Origin of the sequence: Streptomyces arenae, assembly GCF_022343545.1 — a bacterium.
In the GTDB taxonomy this organism is placed as follows: Bacteria; Actinomycetota; Actinomycetes; order Streptomycetales; family Streptomycetaceae; genus Streptomyces; species Streptomyces humi.
The window spans coordinates 26,747-43,117 of sequence record NZ_JAKQYH010000058.1; the positions used below are offsets into that span (position 1 = coordinate 26,747).

At 73.8% G+C, this 16,371-nt stretch carries 11 protein-coding genes, 1 tRNA gene and 1 pseudogene; 8 read left to right on the forward strand and 5 right to left on the reverse strand.

What is annotated here, in order from left to right:
- Positions 1–25 precede the first annotated feature (25 nt).
- The 3 genes from MB828_RS25935 to MB828_RS25945 all read left to right on the forward strand — a co-directional run bounded on the left by MB828_RS25935 (position 26) and on the right by MB828_RS25945 (position 3,140).
- Positions 26–1,231, forward strand: a complete 1,206-nt coding sequence (locus tag MB828_RS25935) for a DNA polymerase III subunit delta' (protein WP_301650298.1) — start codon at positions 26–28, stop codon at positions 1,229–1,231.
- Between the two features lie 108 nt (positions 1,232–1,339).
- Positions 1,340–2,956: an alpha/beta hydrolase gene (locus MB828_RS25940; protein WP_430381425.1), complete on the forward strand. Its 1,617-nt coding sequence runs from the start codon at positions 1,340–1,342 to the stop codon at positions 2,954–2,956.
- Between the two features lie 107 nt (positions 2,957–3,063).
- Positions 3,064–3,140, forward strand: a tRNA-Thr gene (locus MB828_RS25945).
- A 255-nt stretch (positions 3,141–3,395) separates the two neighbouring features.
- On the opposite strand, the gene MB828_RS25950 is transcribed toward MB828_RS25945, so the two are convergent.
- Both MB828_RS25950 and MB828_RS25955 read right to left on the reverse strand, forming a co-directional pair.
- Positions 3,396–4,085, reverse strand: coding sequence for a GAF and ANTAR domain-containing protein (locus MB828_RS25950; protein ID WP_301650299.1), 690 nt, complete (start codon positions 4,083–4,085; stop codon positions 3,396–3,398).
- 82 nt (positions 4,086–4,167) lie between these two features.
- Positions 4,168–4,569: an ANTAR domain-containing protein gene (locus MB828_RS25955; protein ID WP_301650300.1), complete on the reverse strand. Its 402-nt coding sequence runs from the start codon at positions 4,567–4,569 to the stop codon at positions 4,168–4,170.
- Between the two features lie 240 nt (positions 4,570–4,809).
- Here MB828_RS25955 and MB828_RS25960 point away from each other — a divergent pair, with 240 nt between their 5' ends.
- Positions 4,810–5,763, forward strand: a complete 954-nt coding sequence (locus MB828_RS25960; RefSeq protein ID WP_133023311.1) for a helix-turn-helix transcriptional regulator — start codon at positions 4,810–4,812, stop codon at positions 5,761–5,763.
- Between the two features lie 194 nt (positions 5,764–5,957).
- Entirely contained in the window at positions 5,958–8,099 is a 2,142-nt protein-coding gene (locus tag MB828_RS25965; protein ID WP_301650301.1) for a SpoIIE family protein phosphatase, read from the forward strand.
- A 22-nt stretch (positions 8,100–8,121) separates the two neighbouring features.
- Here the strand turns inward: MB828_RS25965 and MB828_RS25970 are convergent, their stop codons facing one another.
- A complete protein-coding gene (locus tag MB828_RS25970; RefSeq protein ID WP_301650302.1) occupies positions 8,122–9,270 on the reverse strand; it encodes an FUSC family protein in 1,149 nt (382 codons plus the stop codon).
- A gap of 453 nt (positions 9,271–9,723) precedes the next feature.
- Between MB828_RS25970 and MB828_RS25975 the strand changes: the two genes are divergently transcribed.
- Entirely contained in the window at positions 9,724–9,915 is a 192-nt protein-coding gene (locus tag MB828_RS25975; protein ID WP_301650303.1) for a hypothetical protein, read from the forward strand.
- 271 nt (positions 9,916–10,186) lie between these two features.
- Here MB828_RS25975 and MB828_RS25980 read toward each other — a convergent pair whose 3' ends face one another.
- The gene (locus tag MB828_RS25980) at positions 10,187–11,656 is read right to left on the reverse strand and encodes an aminotransferase class I/II-fold pyridoxal phosphate-dependent enzyme (RefSeq protein WP_301650304.1); all 1,470 of its coding nucleotides are present in this window, start codon (positions 11,654–11,656) and stop codon (positions 10,187–10,189) included.
- A gap of 71 nt (positions 11,657–11,727) precedes the next feature.
- Between MB828_RS25980 and MB828_RS25985 the strand changes: the two genes are divergently transcribed.
- Together MB828_RS25985 and MB828_RS25990 are read left to right on the forward strand one after the other, a co-directional pair.
- Positions 11,728–12,099: an STAS domain-containing protein gene (locus MB828_RS25985; RefSeq protein ID WP_301650305.1), complete on the forward strand. Its 372-nt coding sequence runs from the start codon at positions 11,728–11,730 to the stop codon at positions 12,097–12,099.
- Between the two features lie 103 nt (positions 12,100–12,202).
- Entirely contained in the window at positions 12,203–12,499 is a 297-nt protein-coding gene (locus MB828_RS25990; protein WP_343236195.1) for a hypothetical protein, read from the forward strand.
- 60 nt (positions 12,500–12,559) lie between these two features.
- Here MB828_RS25990 and MB828_RS25995 read toward each other — a convergent pair.
- Positions 12,560–16,371 (reverse strand): annotated as a pseudogene (locus MB828_RS25995) (hypothetical protein); the annotation flags it as partial.

The window sequence follows — 16,371 nt, forward strand, 5'->3', positions numbered from 1 at the left end:
TTGTGAGGAAAGGGCGGCGTGACCCATGACCGTATGGGACGACCTCGTCGGGCAGGAGCGGGTGAGCGAGGTGCTCACCGCCGCCGCCCGGGACGCCGACGCCCTCGTCACCGCGGCGGCGGCCGACCGGCCGTTGCCCGAGTCGTCGAAGATGACCCACGCCTGGCTGTTCACGGGCCCGCCCGGCGCCGGCCGTGACCAGACGGCGCGGGCCTTCGCGGCCGCCCTCCAGTGCGTCAGCCCGGACCGCGCCCTCGGCGGCACCCCCGGCTGCGGGTTCTGCGACGGCTGCCACACCGCGCTGGTCGGCACCCACGCGGACGTCACGACCGTCGCCGCCGTCGGCGCCGAGATCCTGGTCAAGGACATGCGGGACACGGTCCGCAAGTCGTACACGTCCCCGGCGAACGGCCGCTGGCAGATCATCCTGGTCGAGGACGCCGAGCGGCTGAACGAGAAGTCGGCGAACGCCGTCCTCAAGGCGGTGGAGGAGCCCGCCCCCCGGACGGTCTGGCTGCTGTGCGCCCCCTCGCTGGAGGACGTGCTGCCCACGATCCGCTCCCGATGCCGTCACCTGAACCTGCGCACGCCGTCCGTGGAGGCGGTCGCCGACATGCTCGTCCGGCGCGAGGGAATCGAACCCGAGGCCGCCGCGAGCGCCGCCCGCGCCACCCAGGGCCACGTCGACCGGGCCCGCCGGCTGGCCACCGACCCGGCGGCCCGCGAGCGCCGCGCGGCCGTACTGCGGCTGCCGCTGCGGCTGGACGAGGTCGGTGCCTGCCTGAAGGCCGCCCAGGAGCTGGTGGACGCGGCGGGGGAGGACGCCAAGCAGCTCGCCGAGGAGATGGACGGCAAGGAGACCGAGGAGCTGAAGGCGGCGCTCGGCGCGGCCCAGGGAGGCAGGCTGCCGCGCGGCACGGCGGGCGTGATGAAGGACCTGGAGGACATGCAGAAGCGCCGCCGCACCAGGACCCAGCGCGACAGCCTCGACGTCGCCCTCACCGACCTCACCGGCTTCTACCGCGACGTCCTCGCCCTCCAGCTGGGCTCCAGGGTCGCGATCGCCAACGCGGACGCCGAGGACGTCCTGGAGCGGCTGGCCCGGGCCGGTTCGCCCGAGTCGACGCTGCGCCGGATCGAGGCGATCGCCGCCTGCCGGGACGCCCTGGACCGCAACGTGGCGCCGCTGCTGGCGGTGGAGGCCATGACGATGGCGCTGAGAGCGGGCTGATCGCCCCGGGGACCCGGTGCGCACGTATGCGGTTGACCGGGGTCACCCGTACGAGCCACGCTCGCGACGCACGGCACGGAGATCATTCCTCGGCGTTACGCTCGATTGATGCACATCAGGCGAATCCCCCGCCAGACCCGAAATCGCCCACGGCCCCACCGCACCCGGACTATGGCGGCCGCCCTGCTCTCGGCCGCCGCCCTCCTCGCCTCCGGATGCTCCGCCTCGAGGAGCGCGACCACGTCGACGGCGGCGACCGCGGCCGGTACCGCCCAGCTGGCCGCGCTGCCCCGGGCGACGCCGTCCGCGCTGGCGTCGTACTACGACCAGAAGCTCAGCTGGCGCGACTGCGGTGTCCCCGGCTTCCAGTGCGCCACGATGAAGGTCCCGCTGGACTACGCCAGGCCCGGCGCGGGTGACGTGCGGCTGGCGGTGGCCCGGAAGAAGGCCACCGGCAAGGCGAAGCCGCTCGGTTCGCTGCTGGTCAACCCCGGCGGGCCGGGCGGTTCGGCGGTGGACTACCTCCAGCAGTACGCCGGCATCGGCTACCCCGCCGAGGTGCGCGCGCGCTACGACATGGTCGCGGTGGACCCGCGCGGGGTCGCCCGCAGCGAGCCCGTCGAATGCCTGAACGGCAGGCAGATGGACGCGTTCACCGAGACCGACATGACCCCCGACGACCAGCGGGAGACCAACCAGCTGGTCGACGCGTACAAGAAGTTCGCGGAGGCCTGCGGGACGCATTCGGCGCAGTTGCTGCGGCACGTCTCCACCGTCGACTCGGCGCGGGACATGGACATCCTGCGGGGGGTGCTGGGCGACCCGAAGCTGAACTACGTGGGGGCGTCGTACGGCACGTTCCTCGGCGCGACCTACGCGGGGCTGTTCCCGGAGCGGGTGGGTCGGATGGTGCTGGACGGCGCGATGGACCCGTCGCTGTCCGCGCGCCGGCTGAACCTGGAGCAGACGGCCGGGTTCGAGACGGCGTTCCAGTCCTTCGCGAGGGACTGCGCCAAGCGCGCCGACTGTCCGCTCGGCGCCAAGGGCAGCACGCCGGAGCAGATCGCCGACAACATGAGGACGTTCTTCCAGAAGCTCGACGCACACCCCGTCCCGGCCGGCGACGCGGACGGCCGCAAGCTCACCGAGTCCCTGGCCACGACCGGCGTCATCGCGGCGATGTACGACCAGGCGGAGTGGGAGCAGCTGCGTGACGCGCTGCACGCGGCGATGAAGGAGAACGACGGCGCGGGCCTGCTCGCTCTCTCCGACAGCTACTACGAGCGGGACTCCGACGGCCGCTACTCGAACCTGATGTCCGCCAACGCGGCGGTGAACTGCCTGGACCTGCCGGCCGCCTTCACCGGCCCCGCGCAGGTCGAGAAGGCGCTGCCCGAGTTCGAGAAGGCGTCCCCGGTGTTCGGCCCGAACCTGGCGTGGGCCTCGCTGAACTGCGCGTACTGGCCGGTGCGGGCGACCGGGCAGCCGCACCGCATCGAGGCGAAGGGCGCCGCTCCGATCGTCGTGGTCGGCACCACCCGAGACCCGGCGACCCCCTACCGCTGGGCGCAGTCCCTGGCCGCCCAGCTCAGTTCGGCCCGCCTCCTCACCTACGTCGGCGACGGCCACACCGCCTACGGCCGGGGCAGCGCCTGCATCGACTCGGCGATCGACACCTATCTCCTCAAGGGCACTCCGCCGGCGGAGGGAAAACGCTGCTCATAGCCCCTGCGGCAGGCCCCGGAGCACCCGCTCCGGGGTGTGTTCGGAGCACCCCCGGAAACTGTGTAGACTTACCGACGTCGCTGATCGCACCATAGTGCGGGCGACGCGCCGCTTTAGCTCAGATGGCCAGAGCAACGCACTCGTAATGCGTAGGTCTCGGGTTCGAATCCCGAAAGCGGCTCCACCAAACCCCAGGGCACGCAGCCAGTGACCTGGGGTTTTTGCGTTCTTCTGGGGGATCGGCGTTCCTGGGGCTTCGGCCGGCCGGTCGTGACGTGTGAGATCGCCGATGTTGTTTGTGGGGTTGGAGGTGTGAGGCGGGGGTTCGGGGGTAGTCGGGGCGGGTTGGCGGGGGGAGCGGTGCTTCACCTGGGGAGGTCGGGTGCCGCCCCCCTGCCGGAAACGCGACCGGGTGCGCGGGTGACGGGGAGCGTGGTGTTCACGACAGGGCGCCTTCTTCGCAGACCCGGCGGGCCACCTCGCTCAGCTTGAGGTCGTTGGTCCGGGAGTAGCGGCGCATCACGTTGAACGCCTCCTCCTCGGTGAGCCGGTGGCTTCCCATGATGATGCCCATCGCCTCGCCGATGAGATGCCGGGTGGCGACCGCCCGCTCCAACTGGGCGTGCGTGCGGGCGGAGGAGAAGGCCACCGAGGCGTGGGACGCGAGCAGCACCCCCGCCAGCTCGCTGGTCTCGGTGAACGCGCCGGGCCTGTGGGAGTAGAGGTTCAGCGCGCCGAGGTCCTCGTCGCCGGTGAACAGCAGGAAGCCCATCATGCTGCCCACGCCGAGCTGGTGGGCCTGCGGGGCGAAACCGGGCCAGCGCTGCTCCGCCGTCGTGAGGTCGGGGATGCGGAAGACGCGCTCGCCGTGTGCGCTGTGCGCGGCGTCGAAGCAGGGGCCCTCGCCCAGCCGCTGTTGCAGCAGGTCGCTCTCGCCGACCAGCCGGTGGGTGGGGGCGACGGTCTCCACCTTCGCGTCGTGCAGTATCAGGATGCCGGCCGCGTCGCAGCCGTCCACCAGTTCGGTCGCCGACGCGGTGATGCGCTCCAGTGTGGCCTCCACGGTCTCCTGCGCCAGCAGGTCACGTGCCATGGTCGCCATCTGGTGCGCGAAACGGCTCCAGTCCACCCCATTCACCTCATCCTTCGCCCCGGCCGAAGCAGCCTCGTCTCCGCACTTCTGCCCACGTGCCGACCGAGAAGTCACCCGCTCAGCGAGGCTGTGCGTCGGTGCCGACGCAGCGCGTACCGGGCTCCGGGGGCCGCGCTTCCGGCTCCTCGGACGGGTGCCGCCAGGGCGTGAGGGCGGGCCTGGACGGAGTCGGGCCCGCGGCGGCCACCGCCTCCCGCAGGGCCGGGCCCGTCCGAGCCGGCAGCCGCCCGGAATCGGCCCACCGCAGGACGTCCGCCGCCACTTCCCGCAGCTTGACATTGAGGTTCTGGGAGACCTGCTGGAGCACGTCCCAGCTCTCCTGGCCGCCCAGGCCGTGCACCGCCCGCAGCACACCGATGGCCTGGTCCACGACGGCGTGCGAGACCAGCGCGTGGCGCAGCTGGTCGACTTCCCGCTGGAGTACCGCGATCTTGTCGTGCAGGTCCTGATGGCCCGTCATGTACGGCCGCTCCGCCTCTCCCGTGCCCACGAGCGGTGGTCCGCGCGATCCGGAACCCACATGTTCCGATCCACCCTCCGCCGCCGCGAGCGGCACCCACCAGCCGCGCAGCGAACGGTTTGACGAGCGGTTGTCCGGAAAACGAAAGGCCGCCGGTCCGGCCGGAACGGCCGTGTGCGACGACGGACCGTCGTAGCCTGCGAGGGTTGGACGAACCGTGGCCAAAGAGGTAGGGACCGCGTGCAGACGCTCACTTTCGACAGCGACGACCTGGGGCGCACCGAGGAGTTCCTCAGCCGCGCCTACGCCAGAATGCGCATCGGCAACGGCAGCAGCGGGACCAGCCGGGCCCGGATCGACCGCAGTGCCATCGACTCGGTCAGCGTCGACGAACTCGACCTGGACTTCGACATGAGCTACTCGGTCACGCCCCTGGGCCGGATCTGTCTGTGCGTCGTCCACGAGGGCACTATCGAGGACCACGCGTTCCAGGGGGTGCGGGACTCCTTCGGCCCCGGTGACGTGGTGTCCTTCGCGCCTCCCGAGCTGCCGTACGCGGGACGGATCTGCAGTGCCCGCTACAACATCACCATGCTGGACCCCGCGCTGCTGACACAGGTCGCCGCGGACGCGTCCGGGTCCGGGACGGTCCGGCTGACCGGGCACCGGCCGCATTCGCCGGCGGCGGCGGACCAGCTGCGGCAGGCGATCATCTACCTCCGCGACCATGTGCTGGCCGTGCCCGCCGTCGCCGACCAGCCGCTGGTCGCCGCCACGGCCGCCCAGCACCTCGCCGCGAGCGTCCTGGCCGCCTTCCCGAACACCGCGCTGACCGAGCCGACCGCCGCCGACCGCAGGGACGCCCACCCGGCCGCGCTGCGCCGGGCCCTCGCCCACATCGACGACCACGCCGACCAGCCCGTCACCGTCGCCGAGATCGCCGCCGCGGCCCATGTGACCGTCCGGGCGCTGCAGTACGCCTTCCGCCGGCACCTCGACACCACACCGCTCGCCCACCTGCGCAGGGTGCGGCTCTCCCACGTCCACCAGGCCCTGCTCGCCGCCGACCCCGGCCAGGGCGCCACGGTCACGGAGATCGCGGCCCGCTGGGGCTTCCACCACCCCGGCCGCTTCGCCGCCCTCTACCGCAGCTGCTACGGCCACTCACCGCACCGCACCCTCCACGGCTCCTGACCCTCCACGGTGCCCTGAGCCACCTCGCGGCTCCTGACCCTCCACGGCTCCTGACCCGCCGCGGCCCGCGGGGCGTGGCTCTCCCAGGGAGGATGGGTCGTTCTGTCCGGGGAACCCGGTATGCGGTACGGAATGGCACTGACCGGTGGACGGGTGCCCCGCCCGAGCCGGGCGGGTGATTCCTGGGAGGCGGCGTGAGCCGACGCGTGGCGCAGCACAGCGGCGCCACCGAGTCGCTGGACGCGGCCCTCCTGCAAGTGGTCCAGGAGAGCGCGGCCTCCAGAGGGCTGCTCTACGTCCTGCCGCCCGGCGCGGACGCGCTGTGGCTGACCGCGCTCACGGGCGGGCCGCGGGAGATGGCGGTCCCGTGGACCAGGGTCGGTCTGACCGACCGGGTGGCGGTGGCGGACGCGGTGCGCGACCGGCGGCTGGTGTGGGTTGGTGACATGGAGGAGATGGCGCGCCGCTACCCGCGTACGGCCCTCGTCCTGCCGTACGACTTCGCGCTGGCCGCCGGGCCCCTGCTCGCGGGGGACGCACCCGTCGGCGGCCTGGTGCTGCTGTGGCCGGGGGCCCACCCGCCGCGGCTCGGCGCCGGTGAACGCACCGCCGTCGAGGCGGGCTGCCGTCGCCTCGGCGAACTGCTCGGGCAAGCACCCGAGGAGCGTGTCCGCCCCGCCTCCCAGCCGCGCAGCCTGCCGCACCCCTCGTGGCCCCGCACGCCGCCCGCCGACGCCGGCGAACTGGCCGCGTTCATCGAGCGGCTGCCCGGCGGTGCCTGCGCCCTGGACGGGACCGGCCGGTTCACGTTCCTCACACCCGAGGCGGCCCGGATCCTCGGGGCGGACCCGGCCGACCTGCTCGGGACCCTCCCCTGGGAGGCGCTGCCGTGGCTGGACGTGGCCGAGGTGGAGGACCGCTACCGCCGCGCCGTGATGAGCGAACAGCCGACGTCCTTCACGGCGGTCCGGCCACCGGGCACCCTGCTCGTCTTCGAGCTCTACCCCGACCCGTGCGGCATCAGCGTCCGGATCATCCGGGCCGGTCTCGGCGCCGATCCGCTGCCCGAGCCGCCCCGCCTGGCGGCCGATCCGGCCGACTCCACCGCCGGACCCGGCCGGGCGAGCCTCCTGTACCACCTGATGCACCTGGCCGGGACCCTCACCGAGGCCGTCGGCGCGCAGGACGTGGTGAACCAGGCCGCCGACCAGCTGATGCCCGCGCTCGGCGCCACGGCGATGGCCCTCATGGCGCAGCGCGACGGCCGCCTGCGGATCCTGGGCCACCGCGGCTACGAGGCGGAGCTGATGGAGTACTTCGACGATCTCCAGCTCACCGAGGACACGCCCGCCGTGCGTGTGCTCGAGACGGGCGCCGCGGAGTTCTTCACCAGCTTCGAAGAGCTCCGGGAGGCCTACCCGCACGCCGTCCACCTGGACGGCAAGTCGTCCTGGGCGTTCCTGCCCCTCGTCGCCTCCGGCCGTGCCATCGGCTCCCTGGTCCTCGCCTACGACCGGCCCCAGCACTTCCCGCCCGCCGAACGGGCCGCGCTCACCGCGCTCGTGGGGCTGGTGGGGCAGGCCCTCGAACGCGGTCGTCTCTACGACACCCAGTACGCCGTGGCCCACCGGCTCCAGGGCGCCCTGCTGCCCCAGCGCCTGCCGTCCGTCCCGGGGCTGAGCGCGGCGGCCCGCTACCGTCCGGCCGGCCACGGACTGGAGGTGGGCGGCGACTTCTACGACCTGATCCGGCTGGACGACGACCGTGCCGCCGCGGTGATCGGCGACGTCCAGGGGCACGACATCGACGCGGCGGCGCTGATGGGCCAGGTCAGGACCGCCGTGCACGGTCACGCGGCCACCGGCGCCGCTCCCGGCGAGGTACTGGGCACCACCAACCGGCTGCTCGGCGGCCTCGACTCCGACCGGTTCGCCAGCTGCCTGTACGCCCACCTGGACCTCGCCCGCGGGCAGATCTGCCTGGCCAGCGCCGGCCACCCGCCCGCCGTGCTCCGGCACCCGGACGGCCGTACCGACGTACTCCGCGTCCCCGCGGGCCTCCTGCTGGGCATCGAGCGGCAGGCCGACTACCCGGCCGTCCAGCACCGGCTGCCGGCCGGTTCGGTCCTCGTCCTCTACACGGACGGGCTCATCGAGCACCCCGGCCTCGATCCGGACGACGCGGTCGCGGCCCTCGCCCGGCTCGTCGCCCGTACGGACCCCACGGACCTCGACCGGATGGCCGACCGGCTGCTCGACCACGCGGGCGATCCGGCCGACGACGTGGCCCTGCTCCTCATCCGCCCGGAACCGCCGGATGCCCCGGACGCCGGTTAGCGGGGGTGGGTGGAGGCGCCGGTCAGTCAGGGTGGGCGGCGGGTTCGGCGGGGTCCGGGCGGGCCCGTTCCAGAGCCGTGAGGACGTGTCCGGAGGCGGCTCGGAGCGCTGCCTGTTCGGTGTCGAGCGCACCGGGGGAGGCGAGGCTCCCGAGGAGTTCACGATGGGCCCGGCGGGCGCGGTCGAGGCCGTCCGACGCGTCGGGCCGGGCACCGGACGTACGGGGGTCGTCGGGGCCGCTCACCGCGAGGGCGGCGCCCCGCAGGAAGGCCAGGAGCGGGTCCAGGGCGTCCGGCGGCAGGGCGTCGGGGCGGGTCTCGATGTCCATGAGGGCGCGCATCAGGGCGAGCAGCCGGTCGGTGAGGTCGTACCAGGCGGTGTCCGGGACGGCGGGCCGCGGCGGCGCCGTCCGCCCGGGGTCCGTGCGGTGCCGCAACCGCCGCAGGGGGTTGAGCCGGAGGCTCTCGTCGGACCAGCGGCGGGCCGTCCGGAGGTCGGTGAGGACGTCGCCGAGCCAGCGGGCCCGGTCGTCCCAGTCGTCCGGTGCGTCCGCCGCCTCGCGGGTCGCCAGCCGGTCCGCGGCGTCGGTGAGGAGCCGGGCGCTCTCGGCGGCCAGCTGGCGGCGCAGCCGCCGGACCCGGCGGTCGTGGACCGGGGGCAGCACCAGAGCGTTGACGCAGAGGCCGACGGCCGCCCCGAGGGCGGTCTCCAGCAGCCGGTGCACGATGTCCATGGGCCCGTAGGAGCCGTAGGCGATGACGAACAGGGCGGCGGTGGGGGCGTAGAGACCCTGGGCGCCGAAGCGTGCGTACGTGCCCAGGAGGACGGTGGCGGGGAGGGCGAGCGCGAGCGCGGCCAGGGTGTCGCCGGTCACGACTCCCGCGAGGGCGGCCAGCAGTGTGCCCAGCATCACCACCGTGAACTGCTGAAGAGCGGCGACCAGGGAGCGGTACACGGTGTCCTGGACGAGGAACAGGGCGGTCCACGGCGCGAGGAGGGCGAACGGGGCGTGCCACCACCAGCCGGCCAGCGCCCAGGCGAGGACCGCGGCGGCCGCCGCCTTCAGCGACTGCACGGCGGTCTCCCGCTCCGGTCCCCGCTCGGTGACCGACCTGCGGATCGAGCGGCCGACCGTGCGCAGCTCGCCGAGGGTGAAGCCGACGAAACTCATGAACCCCTTCCTCATCGGGTTGGCCGGGACGGTGCCGTGGACGAGCCGACCCGCCGGAGGGCCGGCCGGATTCGTCCTGGGCGGCCGGATCCGCCGGGGGCGGACCAACCCTCGCGGGCGGGTGGACTCGGCGGGGGCGGACGGACCGTCGTGGGCGGGTGCACTGGTCGGGGCGTGCTCGCCCCGGTGGGTCGGTTACCTCGTCCGGGCGGCGCAAACCCGGCCGCGGTGCTTTTCGGACCGCCGCCGTGCGGCCGGGTCCCTGGGACGGAGGGCGTGTGATCGGGTCGCTCGGACGGGGGGCGTGTGATCGGGTCGCTGGGACGGGGGGCGTGTGATCGGGTCGCTGGGATGGGTGGGCGTGTGATCGGGTCCTGGGATCGGTGGGTCGGACGGGGGCTTCTGGGAACTCGGGACGGCGATCCCCTTCCGGAGCGGAGAAAGGAACCGGACATGTCCAATCCCCAGCAGCCCGAGCAGAGGCGCAGCCGCAAGGGCGGTGCCACCCCGCAGGACAGCGGTGAACTCAAGGCACGGCAGACCGAAGACACCGGTGAAGGCCACGCCCACGGCACCGACAAAGGGGCCAGGGGCGGCGGCGAAGGCGGCGGAGTGCCGCCGGACCAGCGACCCGATCACCCCTGAGCGGCCGACCCCCGCAACCGACTGACACGGCCCTCGTACCCCGAACCGGCGTCCGGGTCGACTCGTACCCCGATTCCGGCGTCCGGGGCGACTCGTGCCCCGAACTCGGTGTGCGGGCCGAGTGGTGGAGTGGCAGGGGTCCACCGCCTCGGCCCGGGCACCGGTCTGCTCGGCCTCGCCGTCGCCTGCCAGTCCCGGAGCCCTGTCCCGGACCCCGCGTCCGCTTCGCTGGAGCGACGCGGGGCTCGCGGTGCCGGAACGGGTGGTGGCGTCACTCTGTCACTACCCGGACGGTCTTCAGGTGGGGGTCGGCCGCGTCGGGGAGGTTCATGCCTGCCGCGACTCCGGTGGTCAGGTAGCGCAGCACCGGCTCGGTGAGGCGTTCGCCGGGGAGCACGGCGGGAATGCCGGGCGGGTACGGCGTGATCATCTCGCCGGCCACCCGCCCCGCCGCGCCGTGCGCGGGGACGTCCTCATGGTCCGCGAAGTACGCGTCGCGGGGCAGCAGGGCCTGGGTCATCCGCAGTTCGCCCGGGGCGGGTACCTCGACGCGTGGTGCGTCGCTCAACTCGGCCGCGTGGTCGGCGAGATCACGCAGCGCGGTGAGGAGCCGGGCGGTGGTGCGGTCGTCGTCGGCGTGGGTGAGCTGGGCGCTGATCCGCCGGTGGTCGAAGAGGTGCATGTCGAGCCGGTGGTGCTCGCGCAGCCAGTCCGCGGCCCGGTAGCCCGTGGTGCCCAGGGACCCGATGTCCATGACGACCGGCAGGGGGTCGAAGGCGGCGGCACGGCCGGGTCCGCAGAAGTCGTCGGCGTCGTTCACGTGGAAACCGTCGATCTTCTCGATGTCGGCGCGGGTGCGGTCCGCGAGCTGTAGCGCGTCGTCGATGAGGCGGTGGCCGTGCTGGACCATCTGCCGGCGCCAGCCGTCGATCCCCGCGTACAGCAGGACGTTGGGGCTGGTGGTGCCCAACAGATCGGCGCGGGAGGCGAGTTCGGCGGGGTCGAGCAGATCGCCCTGGAGGTGGAACACCGAGCCCTGTTCCAGGCCGCTGCCCATCTTGTGGATGCTGGTCACGCAGACGTCGGCGCCCGCGTCCATCGCCCAGGAGGGCAGCGCGTCGTGAAAGGGCAGGTGGGCGCCCCACGCCTCGTCGACGATCAGGGGCCTGCCCCGGCGGTGGCAGACCTCGGCGATGCCGCGCAGGTCGGCGGCCGTGCCGTACGGGGTGGGACTGGTGACGAGGGCGCCGTCCGCCTCGGGGTGCTCGGTGAACGCCTTCTCGTAGGCGGCGGCCGACGGGGGATGCGCGAGGTGGCGTTCCGGGTCCCACTCGGGTTCGACCCAGATCGGTTCGACGCCGGACAGGATGAGTCCGGCGATCACGGACTTGTGGGCGTCCCGGCCGACGATCAGGCTCCGGCCGTGACAGGTCACGGTGAGCATCGCTGCCTTGACGGAAAGTGAGCTGCCGCAGGTGGAGAAGAACGTGTGGTCCGCGTGCACGGCGTCGGCCATCAGCTTCTCGGCCCGCTCCAGCACCTCGCGCCGGGAGAGCCGGTCGTCGAGCCCCCCGCTGGCCAGTACGTCACCCAGGTACACGGCGTCGCCGAGGACCGCCCGCGCACGTGGGTCCGCACCGCGGGCCTGTTTGTGCCCTGGTGGGGAGAACCCCAGCTCATCGGCGTCGTGGTAGCGGGCGAGGGCGTCCAGAACCGGTGCTTCGTCGTGGTTGAGACCCATGGCCGCGGAGTTCCCAGGACAGCGGCCGCCATGCCGGTCGCCGTCCTGGGACGGCGCGGGATACTGGGGGTATGAGGCACTCGGCCGGGAGCGACGACGGCTCCGCCCGGGGCGGCCAGGGGCGCTCGGGGCCGCTCGAGGTGGTGCAGTACGAGTTCCGGGGCGTCCCGGTCCTCGTGGCGCACGGCGATTACGACCCGGCCTCGATCACGCCGCTGGCGGACGCCCTGCTGTCGGCCGCCGAGAAGTACCCCACGGTGGTGGTGGACGCCGCCGGCGTCGGCTTCGCGGACTCGACCTTCCTGAACCTGCTGATCAGCGTCCACCGGACGACCGACCTGCGGGTGGTCGCGCCGCCGGCGCAGCTGCGGCGCCTGCTGGAACTCACCGGCTCCGACAAGGTCCTCAAGGTGCGGGCGGACCTGGCGGACGCCACGTCGTGACCGGGCGCGACCAGGGGGGCGGCCGCCCGGGAATGCGGACCTGCCGCCGGGGGAGCGGCCGCCCGGGAATGCGGACCGGCCCCGACGGCGAGAAGCTGAGTCCATGGTGCAGCGTTCCGCGTCCGTGGCCGCGCCCGGTGGGTCAGGAGGCCGCCGGGTCTGCCTCGACGGCCGGTTCCTGGGCACGGCGTATTCGCTTCGCGAGCTGACGCTGCTCCTGCGGGACGCCGGGCTCGTGCGCGGCGACGAACTGGACGTGGCGGAGTCGGGCCTCATCGAGTGGTACGGCGGCGGTCCCGAGGTCTGGCCGCGCCAGGGCGGCGGGCCGGACTGCTGGGCGGTGCCCGGTGACACCCTGGTGAGGGGCTCGTCCTCCCGGACGGCTCTGGGTGGGAAGTAGCGCCCGTGTCCATGACCTGCCCGCCCAGGCGTGGCGGGTTCTTTCGTGGCGGGCCTCCGGTCAGGGGGTGGCGTCGTGCTGGGCGCGCCAGTGGTTCACCTCGAAGGTGACCTGGCGGGTGCGGGGCCGACCGTCGCCGGTGTCGAGGCCGGTGGTGAGGGAGACGGTGAAGGCCTCGGGGTCGGTGGATGAGCCACGGGCGTGCAGGAGGGCCGCCAGCCGGGCGCGCAGTTCGGCGCGGACCCGGGTGGCCATGGCGGTGGTGGTCCCCAGGTCCGGACGGGGCCCGGGGGCACCGTCGTAGGCGGTCAGCCGCACGGTGGGCAGGGGGAGGCCGTGGGCCTCGTTCCAGAGCCCGGTGCGGACCAGGTGTTCGGCCAGGAAGTCCAGTTTGAAGCCCGCGGAGTCCGCCATGTCGCCCGACTCGTCGAACGGGATGAACCGGTGCTCCGGCGCGGACTCGGCGTGCCCGTGCAGGACGACGAGGGTCAGCGGGTTCGCCTCGGCGGAGACGTGGTCGGACAGCAGCTCCGCGTGCGACTCGTGCATGGTCTCCCCGGGCCGCTTGCCGTACGAACGGAAGTACCACTGGGCCTTCCCGTCGATCATCGGAGCGGTGCCGAGCATCGCGGAGGCGGCCTGCCGCCGGGCGTTCTCCTGTTCCGCCGCGGGCGCCCGCCGGTCGTGGGCCTCCCTGGCCGTGACCAGCAGGTCGGCCACCCGGGCCCAGGACTTGAGGGTCTTCAGGCGCTCCGCGGGCGCATCCACCTGTGCCGCGTACCGCGCGCGGTCGTGCAGCGAGGCGGCCAGTTCGCGCAGGTCGGCGGCGGAGCTGCGGAGGTTCTCCGCGACCGCCCGGTTCATCTCCGTGCGGCTCCTGCCGACCCGGGCGTGGTTCTCCAGGGTGAGCTGGGACCGGCCGTCCTCGCTGGCCAGCACGACGGACGCGAAGTGGTAGCCGAAGTGCGAGCCGTTGCTCGCGCCGGGCTTGGCGTAGTTGAACTCCAGCGTCGGCCTGCCGTACGCGTCCGCCGCGTTGATCGACTGGACGAGATAGCCCTCGCCCACCTCGGCCCAGGCCCCCTCGTTGAACCCGGTCTCCCGGGCCGCCCGGGACAGCGCGGACCGGCGCGGATCGTCCGCCCGCTGGTAGCTGAGCGCACTGCCGTACTCCCGGCCGGGCGTCGGCGAGCCGCCCTGCCCGCCGACGACCCGGGTGTCCCGGGCGATCTGGGCGGCGGCCCAGGCCGGACCGGTGGCCGCCGGGTCGATCCCGCCGTCGGCGACCCGGGCGAGGGACTCGGCGAGATGGTGGGTGCCGGTGACCTCCGCGGTGTCCAGCGCGCTGATCCGGCCGGTCGCCACCCGCCGCTGCGCCCGGAACACCACGTCCGAGGCCCTGACCTCGCCGGACACCATCTGGGCGAAGTCCCGGCAGGCCTCCTCCTCGGAGCGGCCCGACCGGGTCAGGAACCTCGGGGTGACCCGCAGGAGCGGTGGCCCGGCCTGCCCGTCGGGCCGGGGCAGGGTGAGGGAGACCTCGGGGTCCGCGTCCAGCCGCACCTTGCTGCCGGCGGCCGCCAGTTTCGCGTTGGCCTGGGCCACGGCCCGCTCGGTGGCGTAGGCGTGCTGGCTCAGCCCGCCGGCGTCGATGGCCAGGGTGCGGTCCCGTGACATCCGGACCGGCGGGTGGTCCCCGGCTCCGACCACGCCCAGTTCCTGGGTGGGCAGGCGCAGTGCGGGGGAGTCCGGACCGGTCCGGACGGAGTGCACGGCCCTGATCCGGGTGGCGGGCAGCCGGTGGAAGAGCACGGCATCGGCGTCGGAGGTGTGGACCGTGTACGCGTCCGTGACCAGCGGCTCGGGCCGCAGGTGCGCGAACTCGTCGCGGCCTGCCGCCGTGGTGGCGGCCCAGTGCGGGTCGGCACCGGAGAGCTGGATCCGCTCCACCGTCGCCCCGTGCGTGCGGACGGACGACAGTTCGAGGGCGCCGTCCGACGGTGTCCACACCCGGTTCCCGGTGGCCCGGAACACCGCCTCCGGCAGCCCGGCGGGGGCGTCCGCGAAACCCCGTACGGCCAGCACGATGTCGGCGTCCCGCGGCCTGACCGGGTCGTCCGCCAGCAGCGCGGCGAAGTCCTCGGAGCTCGTCAGCCGGACCTTGCGGTTCGGGGTCTCCAGGGTGATGTGGCCCTGCGTGGCACGGGCCAGGACGACGTAGGCGTCGTCCCGCCAGGGCACCTCGTGCTGCTCCCGGCCCCCGTCCGCACGGTGCACGTGGTACCGGGCCGGGTCGAAGCGGGGCCGTCCGGGCCCCCTCCAGTTGCGTCCGCCGCCGTCCATGGCGGTGTTCTCGTGCCGTACGTCGCGGACCAACTGCGCGACGTACGCGGCGGAGTGACCGGTGAACGGTGCGGCGGCGGGCGGCCGGGCCGGGTGCGCGTGCGCTGCGGACGGGTCCTGGTCCGGTGCCGGGTGCGGGTCCGGTGTCAGAAGGGACTCGCGGGCCGCGGCGCCGGTGAGTCCGGGGGCGGTGACGGCCGGCTCTCCGTCCTCGGTGTACGGCAGGTCGCGCAGGACCGGGCCGGAGTCGGTGACCTCGGCTATGGACCCCAGATAGGTGTCGGGTACGTCGATGGTGTCGATGTCCGCCATGAGGCCGGTCCGGTCGGCCTGTTCCTCGTTGCGGCGGAAGAGCGTCGTGGCGTCGTGGTAGCGGTCCGGCAGGCCGCTGTAGTGCAGCAGTTCGTGAACGGCACGGGCGTCGTCACGGACGCCCTCGTGCGTCCCGAGGGGGAACGTGAACTGGTCCCAGGCGTGTTCGGGGCGCTCGCTCCGGCTGATCTCGACGGCCTCCGGATGGTCCGGGCGGTGCGCCAGGTCCACGTCGATGTGCAGCTGGTCGCCCGAACCGGGCAGCCGGCGGCCGTTGTTGACGTGTGTGTCCAGCAGCGACTGGAGGCGGTCCCGGTACGGTGCCAGGTCGGCGGGGCCGAATCCGTGGCCGAAGCGTACCGGGAGGTGCAGGGAGATGTTGCGGACCCAGCGCCCGTCGTCCGCCTGGATCCGGGTGACCGCCGCGCGGATCACGACGTCCTGGCCGGCGAGGAGGCCCGGGGCGGGGCGGTCGGTCGCCGGATCGCGGGCCGGGTCGTAGCGCTCCGTGCGGAGCACGGCCCAGGCCGCCTGGTCGCGCCGGTGGCGCCACTGGGCGGGGCGCAGGGGCGGAGTTTTCGGGGGTTCGTGGGGTGTGGCCGGGTTGGCCGGGGTGGCCGGGGGGTGGGTGACCGTGACGACCGCGCGGTGGGGGGAGTCCGGGGTGGTGTGGGTGAGGTCCGGGGCGTGGGACTCGGTGCTGATCGTGAAGGCGGAGGAGGTGAGGGGGGAGCCCAGGTCGAGCAGGTGGGCGTCCAGGCGGCGGGTGAGGAACTCGCGGACGCGTGCGGCGTGTTCGGCGGCGAGTTGGAGGGAGCGGCCGAAGTGGGGGCGGCCGGCCAGGGACACGGTGGCGTGGCCGGTGATCTGGATGGTGGGGAGGTCGGGTCCGGTGTGGTGTGCGGCGCGGTGTGCGGCGCTTTGGGCCGTGTCGGAGGCGAGCGTGTCGAGGCGGGCGATCTGGGTGGGGGTGAGGGTGGTGGTGTGTTCGGTGGCGAAGGTGATGTCGTGCGTGTCGCCTTCGGCCTTCGTGTTCCCGCCCGCACCACCCGTGACGGTCTCGCGGTCGGGTGCGGGTGGCCCCTGTGGGGCGGACTCGCCGCCGGCGGCCGCGGGTGGCTGGGTTTCGGCGGCCGCGGGTGGGTGGGTTTCGGTGGTTGCGGTGGGGTGGGGTTCGGYGGCCGCGGGTGGGTGGGTTTCGGTGGTTGCGGTGGGGT

Excerpts from the sequence above, each read along its gene's own strand:
- MB828_RS25935 (WP_301650298.1), top strand. The coding sequence starts at position 26 with ATGACCGTATGGGACGACCTCGTCGGGCAGGAGCGGGTGAGCGAGGTG.
- MB828_RS25940 (WP_430381425.1), top strand. The coding sequence starts at position 1,340 with ATGCACATCAGGCGAATCCCCCGCCAGACCCGAAATCGCCCACGGCCC.
- MB828_RS25955 (WP_301650300.1), bottom strand. The coding sequence starts at position 4,569 with ATGACGGGCCATCAGGACCTGCACGACAAGATCGCGGTACTCCAGCGG.
- MB828_RS25970 (WP_301650302.1), bottom strand. The coding sequence starts at position 9,270 with ATGAGTTTCGTCGGCTTCACCCTCGGCGAGCTGCGCACGGTCGGCCGC.
- MB828_RS25975 (WP_301650303.1), top strand. The coding sequence starts at position 9,724 with ATGTCCAATCCCCAGCAGCCCGAGCAGAGGCGCAGCCGCAAGGGCGGT.
- MB828_RS25980 (WP_301650304.1), bottom strand. The coding sequence starts at position 11,656 with ATGGGTCTCAACCACGACGAAGCACCGGTTCTGGACGCCCTCGCCCGC.
- MB828_RS25985 (WP_301650305.1), top strand. The coding sequence starts at position 11,728 with ATGAGGCACTCGGCCGGGAGCGACGACGGCTCCGCCCGGGGCGGCCAG.
- MB828_RS25990 (WP_343236195.1), top strand. The coding sequence starts at position 12,203 with ATGGTGCAGCGTTCCGCGTCCGTGGCCGCGCCCGGTGGGTCAGGAGGC.